The sequence below is a fragment of the Eisenbergiella massiliensis genome, from assembly GCF_003435485.1.
Genome location: NZ_QVLV01000004.1, coordinates 37,626 through 60,524 on the forward strand (window position 1 = coordinate 37,626; position 22,899 = coordinate 60,524).

Annotated in this window: 19 protein-coding genes; 18 read left to right on the top strand and 1 reads right to left on the bottom strand. The window is 50.1% G+C overall.

Going from position 1 to position 22,899, the window contains the following annotated elements; all coding sequences use genetic code 11:
• The first annotated feature begins 54 nt into the window (after positions 1-54).
• Entirely contained in the window at positions 55-2,859 is a 2,805-nt protein-coding gene (locus DXC51_RS07220) for an ATP-binding protein (RefSeq protein WP_207660853.1), read from the top strand.
• 162 nt (positions 2,860-3,021) lie between these two features.
• A complete protein-coding gene (locus tag DXC51_RS07225; RefSeq protein ID WP_117544181.1) occupies positions 3,022-4,134 on the top strand; it encodes a DNA alkylation repair protein in 1,113 nt (370 codons plus the stop codon).
• A 111-nt stretch (positions 4,135-4,245) separates the two neighbouring features.
• Here the strand turns inward: DXC51_RS07225 and DXC51_RS07230 are convergent, their stop codons facing one another.
• Positions 4,246-4,863 (bottom strand): hypothetical protein, encoded by a 618-nt coding sequence (locus DXC51_RS07230; RefSeq protein WP_117544182.1) that lies wholly within the window; start codon positions 4,861-4,863, stop codon positions 4,246-4,248.
• A 534-nt stretch (positions 4,864-5,397) separates the two neighbouring features.
• Here DXC51_RS07230 and DXC51_RS07235 point away from each other — a divergent pair.
• The 16 genes from DXC51_RS07235 (at position 5,398) to DXC51_RS07315 (ending at position 22,898) form a co-directional block, all read left to right on the top strand.
• The gene (locus DXC51_RS07235) at positions 5,398-6,186 is read left to right on the top strand and encodes an SDR family oxidoreductase (RefSeq protein ID WP_181970048.1); all 789 of its coding nucleotides are present in this window, start codon (positions 5,398-5,400) and stop codon (positions 6,184-6,186) included.
• Positions 6,187-6,321: 135 nt separating this feature from the next.
• Positions 6,322-7,044, top strand: a complete 723-nt coding sequence (locus DXC51_RS07240) for a DUF5131 family protein (RefSeq protein ID WP_117544184.1) — start codon at positions 6,322-6,324, stop codon at positions 7,042-7,044.
• Between the two features lie 100 nt (positions 7,045-7,144).
• Positions 7,145-7,975 carry an AraC family transcriptional regulator gene (locus tag DXC51_RS07245; protein ID WP_025489186.1) on the top strand — a complete coding sequence of 277 codons (831 nt, stop codon included), beginning with the start codon at positions 7,145-7,147 and terminating at the stop codon, positions 7,973-7,975.
• 176 nt (positions 7,976-8,151) lie between these two features.
• Positions 8,152-8,697 (top strand): DUF6144 family protein, encoded by a 546-nt coding sequence (locus DXC51_RS07250; RefSeq protein ID WP_117544185.1) that lies wholly within the window; start codon positions 8,152-8,154, stop codon positions 8,695-8,697.
• 200 nt (positions 8,698-8,897) lie between these two features.
• Positions 8,898-11,165, top strand: coding sequence for an ATP-binding cassette domain-containing protein (locus DXC51_RS07255; RefSeq protein ID WP_117544284.1), 2,268 nt, complete (start codon positions 8,898-8,900; stop codon positions 11,163-11,165).
• A 345-nt stretch (positions 11,166-11,510) separates the two neighbouring features.
• Positions 11,511-12,128: a type 1 glutamine amidotransferase family protein gene (locus DXC51_RS07260; RefSeq protein WP_117544186.1), complete on the top strand. Its 618-nt coding sequence runs from the start codon at positions 11,511-11,513 to the stop codon at positions 12,126-12,128.
• A 99-nt stretch (positions 12,129-12,227) separates the two neighbouring features.
• On the top strand, positions 12,228-12,917 hold the full coding sequence (locus DXC51_RS07265; RefSeq protein ID WP_117544187.1) for a hypothetical protein: 690 nt from the start codon (positions 12,228-12,230) through the stop codon (positions 12,915-12,917).
• 123 nt (positions 12,918-13,040) lie between these two features.
• Complete coding sequence (locus DXC51_RS07270; RefSeq protein ID WP_025489192.1) at positions 13,041-13,484, top strand: GNAT family N-acetyltransferase; 444 nt, start codon at positions 13,041-13,043, stop codon at positions 13,482-13,484.
• A 204-nt stretch (positions 13,485-13,688) separates the two neighbouring features.
• Positions 13,689-14,498, top strand: a complete 810-nt coding sequence (locus DXC51_RS07275) for a helix-turn-helix transcriptional regulator (protein ID WP_117544188.1) — start codon at positions 13,689-13,691, stop codon at positions 14,496-14,498.
• Between the two features lie 207 nt (positions 14,499-14,705).
• Positions 14,706-15,683 carry an alpha/beta hydrolase gene (locus tag DXC51_RS07280; protein WP_117544189.1) on the top strand — a complete coding sequence of 326 codons (978 nt, stop codon included), beginning with the start codon at positions 14,706-14,708 and terminating at the stop codon, positions 15,681-15,683.
• Positions 15,670-17,880 (top strand): alpha-L-rhamnosidase-related protein, encoded by a 2,211-nt coding sequence (locus DXC51_RS07285; protein WP_117544190.1) that lies wholly within the window; start codon positions 15,670-15,672, stop codon positions 17,878-17,880. The genes DXC51_RS07280 and DXC51_RS07285 overlap by 14 nt, the downstream gene beginning before the upstream one ends.
• Before the next feature lie 77 nt (positions 17,881-17,957).
• Positions 17,958-19,328 (top strand): ABC transporter substrate-binding protein, encoded by a 1,371-nt coding sequence (locus tag DXC51_RS07290; RefSeq protein ID WP_117544191.1) that lies wholly within the window; start codon positions 17,958-17,960, stop codon positions 19,326-19,328.
• 94 nt (positions 19,329-19,422) lie between these two features.
• Positions 19,423-20,328, top strand: coding sequence for a carbohydrate ABC transporter permease (locus DXC51_RS07295; protein WP_198168655.1), 906 nt, complete (start codon positions 19,423-19,425; stop codon positions 20,326-20,328).
• Entirely contained in the window at positions 20,325-21,176 is an 852-nt protein-coding gene (locus DXC51_RS07300; RefSeq protein WP_021637996.1) for a carbohydrate ABC transporter permease, read from the top strand. Before DXC51_RS07295 ends, DXC51_RS07300 begins: the two co-directional genes overlap by 4 nt.
• Before the next feature lie 32 nt (positions 21,177-21,208).
• Complete coding sequence (locus DXC51_RS07305) at positions 21,209-21,781, top strand: RpiB/LacA/LacB family sugar-phosphate isomerase (protein ID WP_021637997.1); 573 nt, start codon at positions 21,209-21,211, stop codon at positions 21,779-21,781.
• A gap of 475 nt (positions 21,782-22,256) precedes the next feature.
• Complete coding sequence (locus tag DXC51_RS07315; protein ID WP_243003149.1) at positions 22,257-22,898, top strand: bifunctional 4-hydroxy-2-oxoglutarate aldolase/2-dehydro-3-deoxy-phosphogluconate aldolase; 642 nt, start codon at positions 22,257-22,259, stop codon at positions 22,896-22,898.
• The last annotated feature ends 1 nt before the right edge of the window (position 22,899 follow it).

The window sequence follows — 22,899 nt, forward strand, 5'->3', positions numbered from 1 at the left end:
GGAACAAAGCAAAGCTGCGGTGAGGAAAATATGATAACGGCATGGAGCGGACAAATGAAAAATAAAAGAATAAAAGGTATGAAGCGATGGATTTCAGTTCTTCTGGCAATGTCGGTTTTAATGCTATGTATTCCATCCCGGGCAGCGGGGAAAACGCCCCGTGTGGTCAGGGTTGCTTTCCCGCAGGTGAAGGGTCTTACGGAAACGGCGGAGGATGGGACCCGTTACGGCATGGTGGTGGATTATCTAAACGAAATAGCAAAATATACCGGCTGGGAATATGAATACATAGATACCGAAAGCCAGACTATGGTTGATGATTTTCTTGACGGCAAATTTGAACTTATGGGCGGAACCTATTATGCGGAAGGCTTTGAAGCTTTTTTCGCTTATCCGGATTATAATACCGGCTACAGCAAATCAATTCTGCTTGCCCGCCAGGAGGATCGCAGCATCAGGACAAACAATCTGGAATCCCTGAATGGAAAAACCATAGGCGTATATGAAAATGCAAAGGAAAATATCCGGCGGTTGAAAGAATTCCTGGCATTCAACGGGTTTCATTGTACCTTAAAATACTATAGCAGTGAAAGCTTTACAGACGGCAATCTGTATGCCAGGCTGGAAAACGGTGAAGTGGATCTTCTTCAGGGCAACAGTACGGAGGGAGGAGACCAGTTCCGTGTGGCGGCAGCCTATGATTCTCAGCCTTTTTACCTTGTAACCAACATCGGGAACCAGGAGGTGCTGGACGGGCTGAACATGGCCCTGGAAAAAATTACGGACGCCAACCCAAGCTTTGGCGCAGAGCGGTACGCAGCCCATTACCCGGACAGAATGTCTGCCAGCGTTCAGCTGACCGAAGGGGAGCTTGCCTACATCAAAGAAAAAGGACATGTTACTGTGGCGGTTCTTAAAAACTGGCACCCGCTGTTCTGTGCGGATGAAACGGACGACAGCCATAATGGTCTGGTGCCGGATCTTCTAAGGGAGGTTTCCGCCTATTCAGGGCTGGAGTTTTCCTATATATATGCTAATACCTATATGCAGGCGATTCAGATGGTAAAGCGAGGGGATGTGGATATGCTCGGCTTTTTCCTGGGTACCGAAGCGGATGCCGCCGATATGGGCCTGGCGCTCACTGCGCCCTATGTAAATATGAATAACATTATCATACGCAATAAGGCTTCAAGCTATCCCGGAGAAAACCTTGTGTGTGCAATTGTGGAGGGACAGCGGCTTCCTGGTGACATCCATGCGGCAAAGGTGGTTGCCTATCCCGGCGTCAGGGAAGCACTTTCGGCGGTAAACCGGGGAGAGGCGGATATCATCTACGGCCTGTCCGCCCGAATGGAACGGGATATCCAGACATATCAGTTCGTCAATCTGGTTCCGGTAACCATCGTCAATGACAGCGATGATCTGAACTTCGCGCTCATGCGTCCGGCCGACCCGGATCTTCTTACCATACTCAACAAGGCGCTGGGCAGCCTTTCCACCGACCAAAAAACAGAGCTTCTGAACCGGAATATGGTTTCCATGGGGGCGGGGAACCTTTCCATCATAGATATTATGAATGCGAATCCCCTGTTATTCATTTTGATCCTGTCGCTTTTCCTGGCAGCGGTTATGACCGCCGTCCTTCTGGTGAACCGTTCCCATACCAAAGCGGTTATCATGGAAAATAACCTGGAAAAGGCGGAGGCGGAAAGCAGGGCGAAGGGGGATTTCCTCTCCCGCATGTCACATGAAATAAGGACGCCCATGAACGCTGTAATGGGACTGACGGATCTGACCCTGATGAAAAATAATATGCCGGAGGATGTCCGGGAGAATCTCATTAAAATACAGTCCTCATCCCGGTATCTGCGGGATCTTATCAATGACATCCTGGATATGAACCGACTTGACAGCGGTATGCTGTCGATTGCCAGGGAGCCTTTTTCCCTGGGACAGCTGCTGGACGAACTGCAGGGGATGATGGAAAATGAAGCAAAAAGACGCGGACTGTCCTATACCCTGGAACAAGATATTACACACAATGACCTGACTGGTGATGTCATCCGCCTGCGGCAGGTGCTTACCAACCTGCTTTCCAATGCGTTCAAATTTACCGAGCCGGGGGGAAGCGTCTGCCTGCGGGTAATAGAAAAAGGAAGCAGCGATGCCGGCGCTGAGTATTCCTTCCGGGTGAGCGATACCGGTGTGGGAGTTTCCGAAGAGGATCAAAAGAGGATTTTCAGCAGCTTTGAACAGGTGGGGACGAATTATTCCAGAAGCCAGGGAACCGGCCTGGGGCTTGCAATCAGCAGCAGCATAGTGGAGCTGATGGACGGCCGCCTGAAGGTGAAAAGCAAGCCGGGCTGCGGAAGCGAGTTTTATTTTACAATAACCCTGCCATACGGCGCTCCCGTGGCCGCAGCGAAGGAATCCAGGGAGAGTCTGGCTAAGAGCGGGCTGCTGAGGGGAATCCGTGTGTTGCTGGCGGAGGATAATGATCTGAACGCGGAAATTATCATGCAGCTGCTGGAAACCCAGGAGGCGGAGGTGATTCGCTGTGAAAACGGCAGACTTGCCGCAGAGCAGTTTGAAAACAGCGAGGTGAATGCAATCCGGGTGATACTCATGGATATCCAGATGCCGGAAATGAACGGTTATGAAGCGACGCGGGCTATCCGGGGGATGGATCGGCCGGATGCGAAAACGATTCCCATCATTGCGATGACGGCCAACGCCTTTGCGGAGGATGTCCGGGCGGCTGCGGATGCCGGCATGAATGCCCATCTGTCCAAACCGCTTGATGTGGAAAAAATGTGGTCCACGCTGCGCGGGGTGCTGGAAGGCGGGGCACAGGAGTAGGCGCTGCCGGTAAGCCTGGGCGGCGGGGCACAGGAGTAGGCACTGCCGGTAAGCCTGGGCCGCGGGGCATAGGGAGAACGCCTGCAGTTTGACATTCATGCAGGACGATATTAGAATGAAGAAAAAGCTCAGGTTTGCATAAACAGACGTAAAGGGGGAAATATGTCGGAACTGCTGAAAAACAGGTATCATTACGAGTCTATTCATGAGCTGGCTTTGCGTGTAAAGGCCGTGTATCCTTCATTTCTGGAGGAGGATTTTGTAAAGTCTGTTATGAACGGGGCATGGGAGAGGTTAGAGCTGAAAGCCCGTATGCGACAGATCTCTGTGAATTTGGGCAGATACCTGCCGGACGATTATGAACAGGCGATTGACGTCCTTTATAAGGTGGCGGCAGGTTATCCTGAAGGGTATAACGACTTTACTTTCATGTATTTCCCGGATTTTGTTGAAGTCTACGGACAGGAGGAGCGCTATTGGGATTTATCCATGGCTGCGCTGGAAAGCTTTACCATATTGTCCTCCTCTGAATTTGCCGTGAGGCCATTTATCATAAAAAATGAAGAGCGTATGATGCGGCAGATGGCCGTCTGGGCCGGACATGACAATGAGCATGTCCGGCGTCTTTCCAGTGAGGGCTGCCGGCCGCAGCTGCCCTGGGGACAGGCCCTTACCTGCTTCAAAAAAGATCCGTTGCCGATCCTTGGCATTCTGGAGCGGCTGAAAGCCGATCCATCGCTGTATGTCCGCAAAAGCGTGGCCAATAACCTGAACGATATTTCCAAAACACATCCTGGCCTGGTCATAAAAACGGCAAAGGACTGGTACGGGAAAAATGAGGATACGGACTGGATTGTGAAGCACGGCTGCAGGACGCTTCTGAAAAAAGGAAACAGGGAAGTGCTGGATATTTTTGGTTTTGCGGATGCCGGTTGTGTGGAGGTTACCGGCTTTGCACTGGATGACGCGTGTGTGGCTGTCGGGGAAAAGCTGTCATTTTCCTTTACGGTCGAGGCAAAAAAGGTAGCCAGAATACGTCTGGAATATGGGATTGATTATGTAAAGGCAAACGGTACGCGGAGCCGCAAAATATTCCAGATATCCGAGATAACCTTACAGGAAAACGAGAAGAGGAACTACACGAAAAAACATTCTTTTACAGAGGTGAGCACCAGAAAGCATTACCCCGGCACCCATTCGGTTACGCTGATTGTGAACGGCACCGGGGTGGGGACGCTGGATTTTGAAGTATTGCCTGCTGAACAGTTACAATAAATCATAATTTCTTCTCGGCAAATATATGGATATAATCGGAAAAGGGGATAATCATCCGCTGCGGCATAGCTAAGAACTATGCCACAGCGGTTTTTACTGCCATTCCCTGCCTTACTCATAAACTTCAATGATCACTTTTTCTGCGATAAACTCATCTCCGTCAAAGTACCCCTGCGCTTCCAGGCCGGTCCCGTCCTGAAGCTCAGAAAAAGCTGCTTCCTCTTCTTTAATGTCCTCACCGCCCCCTTTAATTGTCCAACGCAGGAATACGGTTGAATCCATGCACCGGATGGTCACCAATTCCTCCGCCGGGCTTCCGGCCTCCGGCATCACAACAACCGATCCCTGCCCACCGTCGGATTCCTCATACAATGTGCGGCTGAGTACAAAAGAATCCTGGGAAACACTTCTTACTTTCCCTCCGATGAAAATCAATTCCGGGTTTTCCGCTTCGCTGTTTCCCGCGGCCTCATTCCCTGCTTCCTTGTTTTCAGGCGCAGTGCTTTCCGGCCCATTGTTTTCTGCGCCTTCCCTATTTGCGCCATCCTTTTCAGATCCGCCGTCATCCTGCCCCTGCTGCGATGCATCCTCTGCCGTGGCTTCGGCGGCAGGGACGGCCTGCGGGGAGGCAGTGCTGCTGTTTTCTGCCGTCGGAGTATTTCCACATCCTGCTGCCGCGGTAATCATGAGTGACAGAACTGCTGCTGCAAACATATACCTTCTGTTCATCTTTAATTTCCTCTCTTTATATTATTTTACAGGACAGAACCACATGCAGTCCGGCCCCGATATATTTTCTATTATAGATATGATTTCTCTAAGTCATATCTAAGTGGTGCGGAAGGCCCGGGCAGTAACCTTTTTGTTTGGCTTTACAACGTGGGTAATTGTCCATATGTAGTAACAGTTTAGATAGGACTGTGCATTCACTGCGCAGTCCGTGAGAAAACGTGGCGGCAACAGGTATCCGGCCACACGGAGGCTGTATGAATCTGATATTAGATCCGGTGCTGATTTTGGCACAGCTTGCGGCTGATATCTGTACACTATGCATCACGGCTGCCATGTGAAAAAAGGAAAAGGCACTGCACATGCTGCAGGCAGCCTGAAGGGCAAAGAGTATAAGTGCCGGAGGTATCCGGGAGATATGGGGAATAAATGCCGGATTGCTTTTTCCCCATAGCCGGAATATGATGGATATAACAATCGATGATGGTGAACTGCGTAAGTGTTTTGCCGGGTTTGGGGGAGGAAGAAAAAAATATGGATTTACAATTGAAAAATAAGGTTTTCTTAGTGACCGGAGGAAGCAAAGGAATCGGAAGAGCTGTCGTACTGGAATTGCTGAAAGAGGGCGCAAAAGTTGTTGTCTGCGCAAGAAATGAAACAAATCTGCAGGAACTGTCTGATAGTGTGCCGGATAAGTATCGAAGCAGTCTGCGCACATTACCGGCTGATGTTTTATGCGAAGAACAGATGAAACAGGTAACGGAAAAGACTGTTGCGCATTTTGGAAGGCTTGACGGGGTTGTTGCAGGCGCAGGCGGAGGCTCCACGGGAACAGTACTGGAAACATCGGCGGAGGATTGGCGCAGCCAGTATGAGATTAAGGTCGGCGGCGTCCTGAATACGGTGAAGCCCGCAGTAAAGGAGCTTTTAAAAGCAGAGGCCCTCAGGATTGTAATTATCAACGGAATAACGGCCAATATCCCGGATTCCCATATGGCGGCGGTAAGCGCTTCCCGGGCGGCGGTTAAGCAGGTCGCTTATATGCTGGCACAGACCCTTGCGCCGGAAATATGTGTAAATACAATAAATTTAGGTGCAATCGATACGGATCGTCAGCTGGCCAGATATAAAAAATCCCAATCATTATTGAGCTTTGAAGCCTGGAAAGAGGAGGAGGCGAAAAGGAGAGGGATTCCCTTCGGCAGGCTTGGTCGGGCGGAAGAAGTTACGCCTGTGGTTTTATTGCTGCTGTCGCCGCTTTCCTCCTATATAACAGGCAGCTCAGTTGATATCGACGGCGGGCTGAATATTCACTGGAAATAATAAGAAGTACGTAAAAGTCACTATGACGGAATGAAGTTATATGATACACTTTTCATGGCGGAGTGATTGGACATCAATGTGTAAAAAGTGATTAGATATCAATATGTAAAAAAGCATCTGACAGGGAGGAAAATTATGAACTGGGAGCCATGGACCGGCTGTTATAAAGCAAGCGACGGCTGTACGAACTGCTATTTTTACGGACCGTATGCGAAACGCTATGGGCAAAACACGATACAAAAAACGGACAAATTCGACTGGCCCATACGGAAAAATGCGAAAGGCGAATACAATATCAAAGGGAACAAAATTCTTGCGACCTGCTTTGCCACTGATTTTTTCCTGCCTGAAGCGGATGAATGGCGCAAAGAAGCCTGGTCCATGATCAGGGAAAGAGCAGATATAGATTTTTTAATCCTGACAAAGCGGATTGACCGTTTTCTGGTATCGCTGCCTGAGGACTGGGGAGAAGGGTATGACAATGTAAATATCGGCTGTACTGTTGAAAATCAGGAACTGGCCGACGCCAGGCTTCCCCTGTTTTTATCCTATCCGATAAAACGGAGGTTTATCGCCTGCGCGCCGCTTTTGGAGGCGATAGATTTGACGCCTTATCTGCATGGCGTGGAGCATGTTACCGTCGGCGGGGAAACGGGACGGGAAGCGCGCCTGTGTGACTATGACTGGGTGCTCAATATCCGTGAGCAGTGCGTGAAGGCGGATGTTACCTTCTGGTTTAAAAATACAGGCTCATTTTTCAGGCGCAATGGCGTAACCGAAAAAATAAACCCGTATAAACAGACCGGTATGGCGAAGGAATTAGATATAGATATTTTAAACGGGAAAAGGTTATTTTAACGGGAGGAAGCCCAGCATTTCATTCCCCGGGGCAAACCTGGCGGCGGGAAAGCAATTTTCAAATACGATTCGGCACGGAAACGGAGATATATGCAGATAGATGGACAGAAAAAAACTTGTCAGCGAAAGCATTGATTATATCATACAGCATTTGGAGGAAGAATTATCCCTGGATACCGTAGCTGCGCATTTTTTTATATCAAAATTCTATTTCAGCCGGATCTTCAGGGAAGAAACCGGGGAAACTCTCTATTCCTTTATTAAACGCTGCAGGGTGGATCAGAGCGCCGTGGATATGAAGCTGAATCCAACAAAGGCGATTACGGACATCGGTTTGGATTACGGGTACAGCTCTTCCAACTACAGTTCTGTATTCAGAAAGCGTCATAATACCTCGCCTGCGATGTTCCGGCAGTCCCTTGCGACGCGCAGCATGCCCGTGCCGTTTGCCCCGGATCGGATTGCCCGCTTCCAAACTGCGGAGGAATATGCCTCCCGGATGGAGCTTTTGGAGCTGGGGGATTTTTTTGTGGTGTATGAGCGGTTTATTGGGAATTATGCGGAGCTTGAAAAGAACTGGTATCAGTTTTTGGATAAATACAAGGCACTTTTACGGGAGGACACTATCCTGGCGGAGCGTTTTTTTAATGATCCGGCAATTACGGACCCGACGCAGTGTATCTGCGATATATGCATGTCGGCGGAACCGGACTGCGGCCTGGATAATGTAACGTGGATCAAAGGGGGAAAGTGGCTGGTTTATCATTTTGATGGTGAAATCAGGGATATTTTTGAAACACTGCAGGGGATTTTCAGCGTTTGGCTGCCTAAAAGCGGCTGCAAAATGGCGCAGCGGTACGGATTGAATATTTATCACAGCATCGACAGGGAAAACCACAGGGTGAAAATGGATTTATGTATTCCGGTCTGAAAAAAGCAAGAATTCAGAAGTCGGCAGGACAGCTTCCTCTCTATAATAAAGAAGGTTTGAAAAATCTTTTTTATTGAGGAGAGGAGGTTTTTTTATGCAATTTTTATACATTTGTTGTATCAAAGGAAATAAATGCAGATAACCGGAATGTTACACAGGATAAAAGGGAGAAAATTATGTTCGATATAAGAAAAATACAGGAAGATGTAATCTATAAGGCTGTCAAAGCCGAAAGCGATGAGGAAACCGCAAGAAAAGTGGTATATGGCGGGCAGCAGACAAAGGCAGAAAATAATCCAGAATGGGTAAAGGCGGCAATGCACCGCCTGGAGAACAGCTTCGATAGCGGAACCGTGAAGCAGATACGGAGGAACTGCCAGTGCGGTTACGGGATGGAGGAAAAGCTTGCGCTTGTAAAGGAGCTGAAGGCGGAAGCGTCAAACATAGAAGAATTTGCGGCTTCCGGGAAAGCAAGGGCGGCCGGGCTGTTCTGCAGGGATGGTGAACTGTTCTTACAGTTTGGATTTTGTCCCTGCCCTATGCTTGCCGAGGTGGAGAGGCTGGAGACAGACACCTGGTGCCAGTGTACCACCGGGTACAGCAAGGTCCTTTTTGAAACGGCATTTTCCTGCAGGGCAGATGTGGAGCTGCTGAAAAGCATAAAGATGGGCGACGATGTATGTCTGATGAAAATCACGCTTCATAACCCTGTCTGGAGGTAAGGGACACGCCGGAAAGATGACTGCTGTTAAGGCATATTTGTGCGGCCGGCGCAGTAAGTGTACAGACCTGCCTGGACAGTAACCGGGCCATGGGGACAAAACGCAGCAAAAATTGTCATGAATGGTATTTTGTTTTCTGCTATGCTATACTCCGGATGTTTTTAGGGGCTGAAAGCCAAAGGAGAGAACAAATGGAAGAAATGGACAAAAAATGCGTGGGCCGGACGGCGGATATTGTTGTGCACGGGCTGACCCAGAATAATCTGAAGCATGTAACCTTCAGAATACCAAAAGAGAAAATCACAGTGTTTACCGGAGTGTCCGGCTCTGGCAAATCCAGTATTGTTTTTGATACCATTGCCGCAGAGTCACAGCGGCAGATGAGTGCCGCCTATCCTGCATTTGTGAGGTCAAGGCTTCCCAAATACCCCAAACCGGCGGTGGAGCGCATAGACAATCTGACGGCCTCCATCATCGTGGATCAGTCCTCTCTGGGCGGGAATGCCCGTTCCACTGTGGGCACTATCAGCGGCTTATATGCCAGCCTGCGGCTGCTTTTTTCCAGGATAGGGAAGCCCGCTGCGGGAACGGCGTCCTACTTTTCCTTTAATGATCCCAACGGGATGTGCAAGACCTGCTCCGGCCTTGGGAAGGTCACAAAAGTAGATATAGGGGTTATCCTTGATCCGGATAAATCCTGGAATGAAGGCTGTGTAAAGGATTCCCTGTACCGTCCCGGCGCCTGGTATTGGAAGCAGTATGCACAGTCCGGCCTGTTCGACCTGGACAAGCCGGTCCGGGAATATACAAAAGAGGAATATAACCTGCTTCTTTACGGCTCCCGTGACGGCGGCGGAGAGCCGGAGGATCCGAAGGTACCCGGGCTGTACAATTTTTTTACAAAAAAGCTCCTGAACCGGGATATCAGCAATAAAAGCAGACATACCCGGGAAAAGTCGCAGAGCCTGGTGACAGAAACGGAGTGCACCGCCTGCCATGGAAAACGGCTGAATGAGGCCGCCCTGCGCTGCAGAATCAACGGTTATTCCATTGCGGATATGTGCGGGATGGAGTTGACGCAGCTGAGGGAGGTTCTGTCACAAATATCGGATCAAACGGTATCGGTGCTGGTGACTACCCTGATCGAGGGACTGGACAGGATGATCGAAATCGGCCTGCCCTACCTGCATCTGAACCGGGAGACGCCCTCCCTTTCCGGCGGCGAAGCGCAGCGGCTGAAGCTGGTGCGGTATATGGGCAGCAGCCTTACCGGCATGACCTATATATTTGACGAGCCAAGCGCCGGGATGCATCCCCGCGATGTGGGCCGTATGAACCGCCTTCTGATGCAACTGCGGGACAAGGGCAATACGGTCCTGGTGGTTGAGCATGATAAGGATGTGATTTCCATTGCGGATCATGTGATAGATGTGGGGCCGCTGGCAGGACAAAACGGCGGTGAGATCGTCTTTGAAGGAAGCTTCCGGGAGCTACTTTGCGCCGATACCTTAACGGGAAAGGCCATGTGCCAGTCCCTGGCGTTGAAGCTTGCGCCCCGGCGTCCTGCGGGCAGCCTGCCCGTACGTGATGCCTGCCTTCACAATCTGAAGCATGTGGATGCAGACATTCCGCTGGGAATCATGACCGTTGTAACCGGCGTGGCCGGTTCGGGTAAGAGTACCCTGATTTCCCAGGTTTTTGCAAAACAATATGAAGATGATATCGTGATGATAGACCAGGGACCCATCACGGCCACCAACCGTTCTACGCCAGCCTCTTTTCTCGGTTTCTTTGATGAAATACGGAAGCTGCTGTCCCGGGAAAACGGCCGGCCGGAGAGCCTGTTCAGCTTCAATTCCACCGGGGCCTGCCCGGTGTGCGGCGGAAAAGGCGTCATTGTGACCGAGCTTGCGTTCATGGATCCGGTGATAACGGAATGCGAGGCCTGCGGCGGCGTGCGGTATAATGAGGAAGCGCTTGTCTGCAGGTATCAGGGAAAAAATATCGTGGAACTGCTGGGGCTGACCGCTTCCCAGGCAATGGAGATATTTGAGGATGCCAAAATCAGGAAGCACCTGAAGGTGATGCAGCAGGTGGGACTATCCTACCTGACGTTAGGTCAGCCGCTCAGTACGCTGTCCGGCGGAGAGCGCCAGAGAATCAAGCTGGCAAAGAACCTGGGAAAAAAAGGACGTATTATTGTGATGGACGAGCCGACAACAGGCCTGCATATGTCTGATATCGAAAACCTGCTGAAGCTGTTTGATATGATCGTTTCCTGCGGAAATACCCTGGTGGTAATTGAACACAATCTTGATGTGATAAAACAGGCGGACTGGATTATCGACATCGGCCCCGATGGAGGGAAAAACGGAGGAGAGGTGGTATTTACAGGAACGCCTGAGGAGATGATCCGCGATGCCAAAACGCTGACGGCGGACAGCCTGCGGGCAGCGTGTGGTGTATAGCCTGACGGAGGGCATTATAAGATACATGAATAAGAGCTGCGCGAGCAGCTCTTAAAATATTGCGGGAAATAGGACGCTGTTTTGTAAGGGGGGGAAGAAACGGAGTAACAGTTCAGGCAGGTCCGTGCATTTACTGCGCAAACTGTGGGAAAACGTGATGGCAGCAGGCTTCCGCTTCTCACCGAAGGCGAGTTTTGATGGGCGGATGCAGTAACAGCCAGGCCGAATGCTGAGCTGTTACGAAAATGAACAGTAGTACTATATTTTACAATACAAATTATAGAATATAGTGTATAATTAAATAACTTGTTTATGATATTTCATTAAAAGAAAAGGAGAAAATATATGAAGAAATGTGTTTTATTTGTAATATTGGAGCCGTATGCCGACTGGGAGGCTGCTTATCTGTCCTCGGCCCTCTATATGCTGGGACGTGGAAGGTTTGAAGTTAAGACGGTATCCCTGACCAGGGAACCTGTGGCCTCCATCGGCGGTTTCCGTGTACTGCCTGATTATGATATTAATTCGGTCCCTTCCACATATGAAGCGCTTGTTTTAATTGGGGGACTGGCGTGGAGAAATGAGGAGGCCCGCAGGATCAGGCCCCTCGTTGAACAATGCAGGGAAAACGGAAAGGTTTTGGGCGGAATTTGCGATGCCGCCGCGTTTTTGGGAACCGTGGGCGCCCTGAATGATGCGTATCATACAGGCAATGACCTGAATGATTTAAAACAATGGGCGGGAGAGGCATATACAGGAGAACAAAGGTATGTTATGAAGCAAGCCGTCAGGGATGGAAAGATAATCACGGCAAACGGCACGGCTCCATTGGAATTTGCGAAGGAAGTGCTGTTCGCCCTGGAGGCGGCTCCGGAAAAAATAATCACAGAATGGTATGATTTCCACAAGCTGGGCTGCTACAATGCAGAAATGCCCCAGGATGCCACCAGCTGGAACGACTGATCCGGTCGCTGCTGCGGAAGGGAATACGCAGAGTTATAAAAAGCAAGTGTCTGATAAATCAAGCGTATAATAAACACACCGGCCCCAAACGGAGGGATTATGGCTAAAAACACAAGGAAGCATTCGGAAGCGGTAAGAAAAAAAGTACTGACGGCAGCAGTTATCTGTGCAGTCCTATTGATTTTGGCAGCAATCATCGGCACAGGACTTCTGAGGTCAGCGCAGAAAGAGCAGAGAAAGAGGGAAGAAAAAGCGGGGGTCTTTGAACCTTATCAGCCTTATGGGCTGGTATACGACAAAAAAGAAGACAGACTGTATTTTAACGGAGAACAGGTTCGATATTTTGAAGATATTACCGATACGGACCGTTATATAAAATGGCCTAATAAAGCCGGTGCTGTGGATGTTTATGCAGAACGGGATACAATAGGGGCGCTTATCGGGGTAAGTTCCTTCAGCCAACAGGAATATGCAGACAGAACGCCGTCTTTGAAAGACGCGGCAGGTGAGTTAGAAATCAGCATCAGCATCGATGGCTATACAGACGATGTGGAAGAGATGGTAAAAGAACGGATTGAGGATGCCTATGAGGTTTACGGTCAGTATGGTTTAACATATGATGCAGATTCTGATCGGCTGTATTATCATGGCGAACTGGTGGGATATTTTGAGGATACATCGCTGAAGCATTATTTCGGACCGTTTGAGGACAGTATGGTTAAAATTTATGCCGTGCGGGATAAGCAGGGAAATCTGACAGGATTGGATGTAGATGAAGGTACAAAATGATTATTTGTAACTGCTGTCAGAACAAAGAATAAGAAAATGATTCAGGATGGATTTTTACAGAAGCTGTAAAGTAACTGAACAGACACTATTTTTCAATAATACGGCGCAGTCAGGGAGGATGCCATGGAAATTAAAATTATAAATGAAAATAAGAAACAATTCATCGATTTACTGCTGCTTGCTGATGAACAGGAGTCTATGATAGACAGGTATCTTGAACGCGGAGAATTGTTTGCCTTATATGATAATGATTTAAAAAGCATATGCGTAGTTACAGAGGAAAGTCCCGATACCTGCGAGCTTAAAAGTATCGCTACCTATGAAAAGTGGCAGAATATGGGCTATGCCGGAAGGCTTATACAGTATATTTCCTCATATTACAAAGATAAATATAGAACCATGCTTGTGGGGACAGGCGATGTCCCTTCCACCCTGCGGTTTTATGAAAATAATGGATTTACACTTTCCCACAGGATTCCTGACTTCTTTACGGATAATTATGATCATCTCATTTTTGAGGAAGGGGTACAGCTTGTGGATATGGTTTATTTAAAAAAAGAGTTGTAGAGGGATCGGTGCACAGCGGTAACTTTGAATAAGCTTCTCCTCAATGAGCGTATAAGAGCCGTCCTAATGGCAGCAAAAGTCTGTTTTTTATAATCTTTTAAATAGATGTGAAATGGTTTCCGCTGTGTTATACTTTAATAAAAACAGCATATACCCTGCAGCAATCCGTGCAGGTTAAAACCACAGTGATAAAAGGAGCGGCTTATGCAGCACAGATATGATTACCTGTTTTCCTCGGCGATGAATATATACAAGTATCTGAATATTGAACTGACGCAGTTAAGGCATGTCATAGTGGGAAAGGAATGGTGCTGCACGCCCCATGACAATGTGAACCGGCTTTATATCACCCTGGGCGGCGAGGGCGCGCTTATTACGGAATCGGGAACCCTTACGCTGCAGCCCTACCATATTTACCTGATACCGGCGAAGCTTCCCTTTTCCAGCCAATGTGATACCTATCTGGAAAAACTGTATGTTCATTTCAGGGTTTTCATCCTCCCGAATCAGGATCTGCTGTCGGAGCTGGATCACATTCTGGAGATTGACAGCTCCAGGGAGGAGATTGAACGCCTGAAGGAGGTGCTCCACAGCGGCGATATTTCAGCGGTTCTTCCCTTCCGGCTGAAGCTGGATCAGATTATCCTGGGCGCGGTTCAGCCGTTTGTGGAAAAGTATTCCGACGATCTGTCAATCTATCTTAAATTTGAAAAATTTTTCACTTATACGACCACTCATATTTATGCGGACCTGTCGATAGGCGATGTGTGCCAGAATATCGGTACCACGCCCCGCAAGCTGGCGTATCATTACAAAAAGGCCACCGGGCAGAGTGTAAAATCATATCTGAATACCATATTGTTAAACCGGATTAAGTTCCTTCTTCAGACGACCGATATGTCTGTCAGGGACATTTCTGCCGAACTGCATTTTAATAATGAGTTTTACTGCTCCCGCTTTTTTAAGAACCAGGTCGGCATTTCCCCCCGGGAATTCAGGAAAACGGCAATATGAATAATGAAATGGCAATTCATGCAGGGAAGGAGGAATCCTTCCCTGTATTTGTGTTGCCCGGACGGGAGGCAAAAAAAGTGATTTTGTAAAAAAGTGTATGTTTTTAGCCCCCAAATGCATGGACTCCGTATCAACAGGATGTTATCATAATCACATAGAAATCAGAGCCGTGATTTCAAACAGGTCACTGTAATTGGAGCTGCTATTATGCCAAGTTCAGAGTATTTATATTTTGCAGAAAAATTTCGTACCTCCCCCTTTGACAATCCCCGCAGGATAGGGTATGCCAGGCTGCGGCAGCTTCAGGAAGAGCGCATTACTTCGGAGGATGCCGGCTGTCCAGGGGTTTTACAGCACAAAACCCGCATTGGAAATCTACAGGCGGAGTGGCTGGTTCCGGAAGGGTGCCCGGGGAATAAAGCAATGGTGTATATCCATGGAGGCGGATGGTCGTTGGGAAGTATCCGTCAGACCCGTATTTTTCTGGCGCCTATGGCAAAAAAAATCGGTTTTGCCGCGGTACATTTCAATTACAGGCTGATGCCGGAGCATCCCTTCCCGGCAGGTATGGATGACTGTTATTCATTCTATTTAGGGCTGCTTGAGAAGGGCTGGAGGGCGCAGAATCTCGCGCTGGCGGGAGAGTCGGCGGGGGCAAATCTGGCATTGGCGCTGCTTCTGAGGCTGAAGGAGGAAGAGCTTCCCATGCCGGCGGCAGCGGTTCTGATGAGTCCGATTACCTTCATGGATACCATGGAGGGAAGCCATACGGAGATGGTGGATTTTGATTATATCCTTGCGGAGGACAGCTTTATTATAAGCGATGTGGCGGAGCTGTATGCACCGGGCCGGGATAAAACGCACCCATGGCTGTCGCCTCTTTACGGGGATCTGTTGGGGCTGCCGCCTATGCAGCTATATGTGGGAACGGATGAACTCCTTTTTGACGATGCCATACGTTTTTACAGGAAGAGCCGCAGGGCGGGAAACCAGGTGGAACTGATAGTGGGGGACCATATGCCGCATTCCTGGCCGATTTTTATCGGGGATTTTCCGGAAGCGGAGGCAGCGGTATTGAAGATGGGGGATTTCCTCAGGCTGTATCTGCCGGAGGAGGAACAAAGGCTGATGTCGGCCTGTGATACAAAAGGAAAGGACAGGGGGGCTTGCGATGGCAATAAATGAGAGGGAAGGCTTATTTTCTCCCTGTTCCGAATGGATTTGGCTGTGTGGGGCCCCGGAGTGCAATTGCTACGGGCAGTTTCAGAGAAGCTTCCGGCCGGCGCAGGCGCAGGGGCGGGTTAAGCTCCATATCAGCGCGGAAGGCCAGTATGCGGCTTTTGTGAACGGGCAGTATATTTCGTCGGCCCAATATGCTGATTTTCCGGATTACAAGGCTGTGCAGACACCGGATATCACACCGTTTCTCCACAGAGGTGAGAATCTGCTGGAAATCAGGGTCTGGTATCCCGGCAGGGACAGCTCGGTCTGCCGCCGTGAGCCCCCGGGGCTTCGGTTTGAAATCCGGCAGGGGAATGTGCTTTTATGCGGCAGCGGCGGAAGCTGCCGGGCAAGGCTCCTTCCGGGCTATATACAGGGAGAGGTGGAAAACATCACTCCGCAGCTGGGAATGACCTTCCGCTGCCACACGCCGGAGCCTGTGCTGTGGGAAAAGGCGGCTGTTGTCCAGAAGGAGGCCCGATTGGTTAAGCGGCCCGTAAAGGAATTGCTTGTAAAGGATTGCCGGAAGGCCCGGATCATGACGCAGGGGGTCTTCCGTATGGAAGCGGAGGGCAGCATCGGAGAACGGCTTCAGAGAGCAGGGCTTTATTACAGGGAATTATCGGGTCTTGCTTATAATCCTGGTGAATATGGAAGGGAGCTGCCCAGGCCTTCCGGGCTGCATCTGAAGACAGAGGAGAAGGACGGATTGTTTCTCGCCCTTGATTTGGAAAGAATGACAAGCGGTTACCTGGCATTGGATATTACAACCCCGGTCCCTGCCGAAATAGAGATTGGCTTCGGGGAGCATCTTCAGGATTTGCGGGTAAGAACAAGCGTGGGCGCAAGATCCTTTGCCGCGGCATATGCTTCCGGGCCGGAACGCAGCCGTTTCGTGCACTATTTCCGCCGCCTGGGCTGCCGGTATCTGCAGCTGTTTATCCATTGCAGGGAGGCAGTCATCTATGAAGCCGGACTGCTTGAGGTACAATATCCGGTGGATGAAGCTCCGGTTTTTGCGTGCGGCAGCCTGCTGCACACTAAAATTTATGAGACGGCAAAACGAACGCTCCATCTGTGCATGCACGAGCATTATGAGGACTGTCCCTGGCGGGAGCAGGCGCTTTACGGCTTTGACAGCCGAAATCAGATGCTTTGCGGCTATTACGCTTTCGGGGAATTTGACTACGCGCGGGAAAATCTGCGGCTGCTTGCTCTTTCCCAGCGGGAAGACGGACTTTTAGAGCTGTGCGCCCCAGCGAGGGTGCCGGTCAACATCCCGAGCTTCAGCCTGGCTTTTATCATTGCGCTGGAGGAATATTGCAGATACAGCGGTGACCTTGCCTTCGGTGAAGAGATGCTTGAAACCGCGGATAAAATCCTGGACAGCCTGCGCGGCCATATACATAACGGGACGGCCTTTTGCTATCAGGAGCCGGGCTATTGGAATTTTTACGAATGGAATGAACTGCTGGACGGGCAGCCCATGGAGCATGAATCGCCTGCGCCGCCGTCCGCAGATGCGGGGCTGCAGCTGTTTGGCCTTCTTGCACTGCAGCGGATGGCAGCCCTGTATGGATATCTGGGCCGGGACGCCGGGGCGCTTATTCAGGAATGCCGGGCGCTTGCGGAAGGCCTGGAGGCCTTCTGGGATGAGGAAAACGGAGCGTACGCCTCCTTCCTGCGTGACAATCAAAGGCTTCAGTATGCGGAGCTGATTCAGGCGCTGGCGCTGTACACCAAGGCCTGTCCGGCGCAGAGAAGGGCCGATCTGCGGCAGGGGCTTTACGAAGGCCGCTGGCTGGCTGCAACATTGAGCCACAGTATTTTCAAATACGAGGCGCTGCTGGAGGCGCCTGATATTTATGGAGAGTCGGTATTTGGCCAGATTGCGGAAAGGTGGGGAAGCATGCTGTTTTCAGGAGCGACAGCCTTCTGGGAAACGGATCAGGGGCCGGAAGCCTTTGACGGGGCCGGCAGCCTGTGCCATGGCTGGAGCGGCATCCCTGTATACCTGTACGGCGCGTACCTTTTGGGAGTGAAGCCGGAAAAACCGGGGCGCTGGCGGCAGGAGAAGCGGGTGGACTGCGGAGTCCGCAGGGTGAGCGGCATACTGAAATCCCCGCAAGGGTATATGGAATTCGGGATAAAACGGAAATAGCGGAAACAAAAAAGGTTTTACCTCCAGACAGCTGGAGAAAAAATATATTTTATTTCATCAATAAAGGAGGAAGAGTGATGAAAAAATTATGTGTACTGCTGCTGACGGCAGCAATGGTACTGTCAATGACGGCCTGCGGCGGCAAGCCACAGGAAAGCAGCCAGAATCAAAAGGATCAGGGGCAGGCGGAAGCGGTACAGACCGAAGGAAGCAGCACCGGACAGGAAACGGAGCCTACGCAGGAAGCGCAGGGCGAAAGCGGACAGAAGGAAGATATCGTTCTCAGCTATTGGGCGCAGTGGAGCGAAAATGAGACACAGGCACAGGTCCTGAAGGCTGCGATTTCCCGCTTTGAGGAAAATAACCCGGGCTGTAAGGTGGAAGTGAACTGGGCGGGACGCGATGTCCGTGATATTTTGAGATCCAGTATTGATTCCGGCAACAAGATTGATATTGTGGAAGGTGATTTCAGCAAAATCACAGGAAACCTCGGCGAGGATTATCTTATGGATCTGACGCCGTATATGGAAGGGACGGAGTTTGAAAGCTCCATCACCGAAGGAATGGCTTCCTTTGCGAAGAGCTATACCTCTGACGGAAAATCCTGGTATTATATCCCTTCCCAGCCGTTCGTGGGGACCCTGTTCTACAATAAGGCAATTTTTGCCGAGGCCGGTATTGATAAAATGCCTGCCACATGGGATGAGTTCCTTGACTGCTGCCAGAAGATTAAGGATGCAGGTTATGATCCGATTACGGTGGATGATGCATATCAGCAGAGCATGTACGGCCATTATCTTGCCATGATCAAGGATGTTGACTGGGTGGGAGAGCTTCTGACGGATAAAACCGGCAAGCTGTGGGATGACCCGGCCATACTGCAGATGGCGGAGGATTTCCAGGAGTTGCGTGAAAAAGGATATTTTGCCAAGTCCGTGGGCTCCAATGTTTTCCCGGCTGCCCAGAACGGTGAATTTGCCATGGGCACCGCTGCCATGTACTATAATGGTTCCTGGCTTCCCAATGAAGTGGCGGAGATTACAGGTGATGATTTCCAGTGGGGCGCCATGTTCTTCCCCGCTCCGGAAGGCTCAAAATATCCGTACACGACTTATACCACAGGCTGCCAGTTCTACGGTGTAAACAAGGATTGTGAACATCCGGAGGAAGCAGTGGCTCTGCTTGCGGAATTTACATCAGTTAAGACCCAGCAGGCGCTTGCGGATGAAGCACAGTGTATTCCGGTCATTAACGGAATTACTCTTCCCGACAACCTGGTTTGTGTGGGAGAGCTTATGGAAGAAAGTACGGATGCCTTCGTATGGGGCGGAAGCAACCTGGAGGATGCGGATGTCCGCGCTATTATCAATGCATCGTTCACAAAGCTGCTTGCAGGTGACATTGATGCGCCGAAGTTTGTAGAGGAAATCAAATCCCAGCTGAAGTAATACAGTTACAATGCAGTAATGATATCAGGGGCTGCCGCATGAAGGGTACCGGTCCGAATGCGGCGGTCTTTCCCTGCTGAAAGGAGACGGAAGGTTGAAAAAAAGAGAAAAGCTTTTTATGCTGATATCGCTGGGACCGGCGGTGCTGTGTTTTCTTGTGATGTTTGCGTACCCCATAATCCGTACGGTTATGATGAGCCTGAATCAACTGCCCAGCATCAGCAGTGATATGGCGGACTGGAAATTTGTCAGGCTCCGGAATTATACGGAGCTGTTCAGAAACAGCGTTTTTCTGGCATCTCTCAGGAATATCGGTAAAATATGGTTAATCGGCGGTATCCTAACCTTATCCGTTGCGCTGTTTTTTGCGGTCATCCTGGCGTCAGGCGTAAAGGGAAAGCGCTTCTGGCGGTCTGCGATATATCTGCCTAACAGCATATCTGCCGTAGCATTATCCACCATGTGGCTGCAGTATGTGTTCCAGAATAAGTTCGGCATGCTCAAGCAGCTGTTCGGCACTCTGGGAATGGAAAAACTGGAGGAAATAAACTGGACCTCGCCGCAGTATTTGTTCTGGGCCATGCTGCTTTCCTTCGTTTATGGAAGCGTGGGCTATTTTATGCTGATTTTTCTTTCCGGGATTGAGCGGATTCCCAGAGATTTATATGAAAGCGCGCGTCTGGATGGAGCGGACAGCTGGACGCAGTTCTGGCGGATCACCTTTCCCCTGATCCGGAATGTATTCCGTACCTGCGTGACCCTGTGGACAATCACCAGCGTAAACTTTTTCGTTTGGGCGAAAATGTTCTCCTCCAGGGCGAATGTGGAGACGATAACCCCTGTTTATTTCCTCTATAACAAGGTATTCGGTTCAGCCAATGCGGGCACAGTCCTGGATGTGGGGGCCGGTGCGGCGGTAGGCGTGCTGGTTGCGGTTCTGGTTTTGATAATCTATATTATCATGAACAAAGTACTGAGAGAGGAGGAGCTGGAGTATTGAAGAAAAAACGTACCTTTACCGTGCACCGTGCCCTGGAGGTGTTAAAATATATCCCTCTTGTCATCTGGGTGGTATTTTTTGTCTTTGCCTTCGGCTGGATACTTCTGGCTTCGTTCAGCACGACCCGGGAAATCTTTTCAGGGACGCTTCTTGACAGCGGTGTCCATCTTGAAAACTATACCAATGTGTGGAAGGACAATAACGTGGGGCGTTACTTTATCAACAGTATACTCTGCAGCGCGCTGTCCTGCGCATTTATTATCCTTATTTCTGCCCCGGCGGCCTATGTCCTTTCGAAGAAAACGTTTATCGGCAAGAAGCTGACCTTCAATATTTTTGTGGTAGGCATGAGCATTCCGCAGGTTATGCTCATTATTCCGCTCTACTGCTGGTTTGTGCGCGCAGGGCTTGTGGGGCATCTGATCACATTGATTATTTTATATACCACCCTGAATGTGCCGTATACGGTATACTTCCTGACCGCCTTCTTTTCAAGCGTCCCTTCCGCGCTGGCGGAGGCTGCCAGGATAGACGGCTGTTCCCAGACGGGCGCGCTTTGGCGGATCATGGTTCCCATGGCTTCGCCTGGAATTATTACCGTAACGATTTTTAATTTTATGAATACCTGGAATGAATATTTTATGGCCCTGATTTTTGCCAACGGGAACGATGAAATCCGCACCCTGTCAATGGGCCTTCAGAATATAATTACGGCAATGACCTATACGGGAAACTGGGCCGGGCTTTTTGCGGCTGTTATGATGGTGTTCCTTCCCACCTTTATTTTATACCTGCTGCTGTCGGATAAAATCGTATCCGGCATTACGGGCGGCGGTGTCAAAGGGTAGGGGAGATTATTGGGAAACGGAGGAAACAGGGAATGAAAATGGTAAAGGATAAGCAGATTCTGGTGGCGGCTGATTTCGGCGGCTTTGAATTAAAGGAAGCAGTGGTAAAGCATTTAAAGGAACGCGGCTGGACGGTTACGGATGTGGGCATGAAGGCCGGGGATACGGGAGAGCCGGAGATGTACCAGCGCATCGGCCTCAGAGCCGGGGCCATGGTTGCGGAGGGGGAATTTGAACGTGCCCTGCTGTTCTGCGGAACCGGGATGGGGATCCATATCGCGGCCAGCAAATGCCCTCATGTACACAGCGCGGTCGTTGAAACCGTCCCTGCCGCCCTGCGGTGCGTGACGGCCAATAACTGCAATGTGATGGCCATGGGCGGTTATTATGTGGCCCCGCGTACGGGAATGGCCATGGCGGATGCATTCCTGGAGCATAAGCTGGGCGACGGCTATGAGGACTGGGAAGGCTTCTACGAATATCATAAGCTTGGATATGATGAGCTGGAGAATTTCGATTATGAAGAATATAAGGCAAACGGTTTTCAGATAATTAATCCCGGAAAGGCGCCGCTTGGGCCGGAGCCTTTGGGGCATGCTTATTGATGGGGAATATAAAGGATGAGGAGGGGCTGTTCGCTAATGCGGCAGCCCCTTAAAAATTTGAAAAATATCAGGAAATCTATAGAAAAATATAATGGATACATGAAAATCACCACGACGGCTCAGGTTTTTTCGGTAGGCGTATTTCTTTATGTGGACGATATGTAAAAGCCTTCGTTATGTTCCCAGAATGCTTTCTTTTGGTTGTTTGAAATGCGGATAAGGTCCCGATGGAGCTGTACCATACTGTTTTCCATTTTTCCTACGCAAAAGTTTTCCCGCACAAAAATTTGCCCGGGAAAATCCAACAATATAATCCCTTCTATGCCGGGCATAAAAGTAGTAATATGATAATATAATGTTGGTTTTATGCGGATGCCATATCGGATGCCATATCGGTTGCCGGGAGGACAGCAAGTGCCCGTTCCGTAAGGCATAACGGCATCCACCGTCATTGGGAAAGGGGGAACAATAAGCTATGAATATGCGGGAAACCGTACAGGAAAACCCATTGCTGGCTATTATGCGCAATGTGCCGCTGGAGCAGACGGAGGATTATGTGGGGGCGGTCATAAGGGGAGGCGTCCATTTTTTTGAAGTGGCGATGAATACGCCGCACGCGCTGGAGCAAATCCGCCTGATCAGAAACAGTTTTGGAAAGGAAATTCTGGTTGGGGCGGGAACCGTGCTGACGGCGGAAGCCGCGGAAAAGGCGGTGGAAAGCGGGGCGCAGTTCCTTCTGTCGCCGTCGTCGGATGAACAGGTGCTGGCTTACTGTCAGGAGAATGATATTATGATGATGCCGGGAGTCCTCACGCCTTCTGATGTGGCGCTGTGCCTGCGGTATGGTTTTTCCACGCTCAAGCTGTTTCCGGCAGGGGGGATGTCTGCCGGCTATGTGAAGCTTCTGAAAGGGCCTTTTGATAATACGGAGTATGTGGCAATCGGCGGTGTGACGCCTGAAAACCTGACGGATTTTTTCAGACAGGGCTGTATTGGGGCGGGGCTGGGCAGCAGCCTGGTGCCAAAGGAAGCGGCGGCAAAAGGGGATTGGGAAGCCTGTGCGGCGTACGTCAGAGCTATGGTTGATAAAATAGAGAAGGTAAGGGGACGCGGATAAA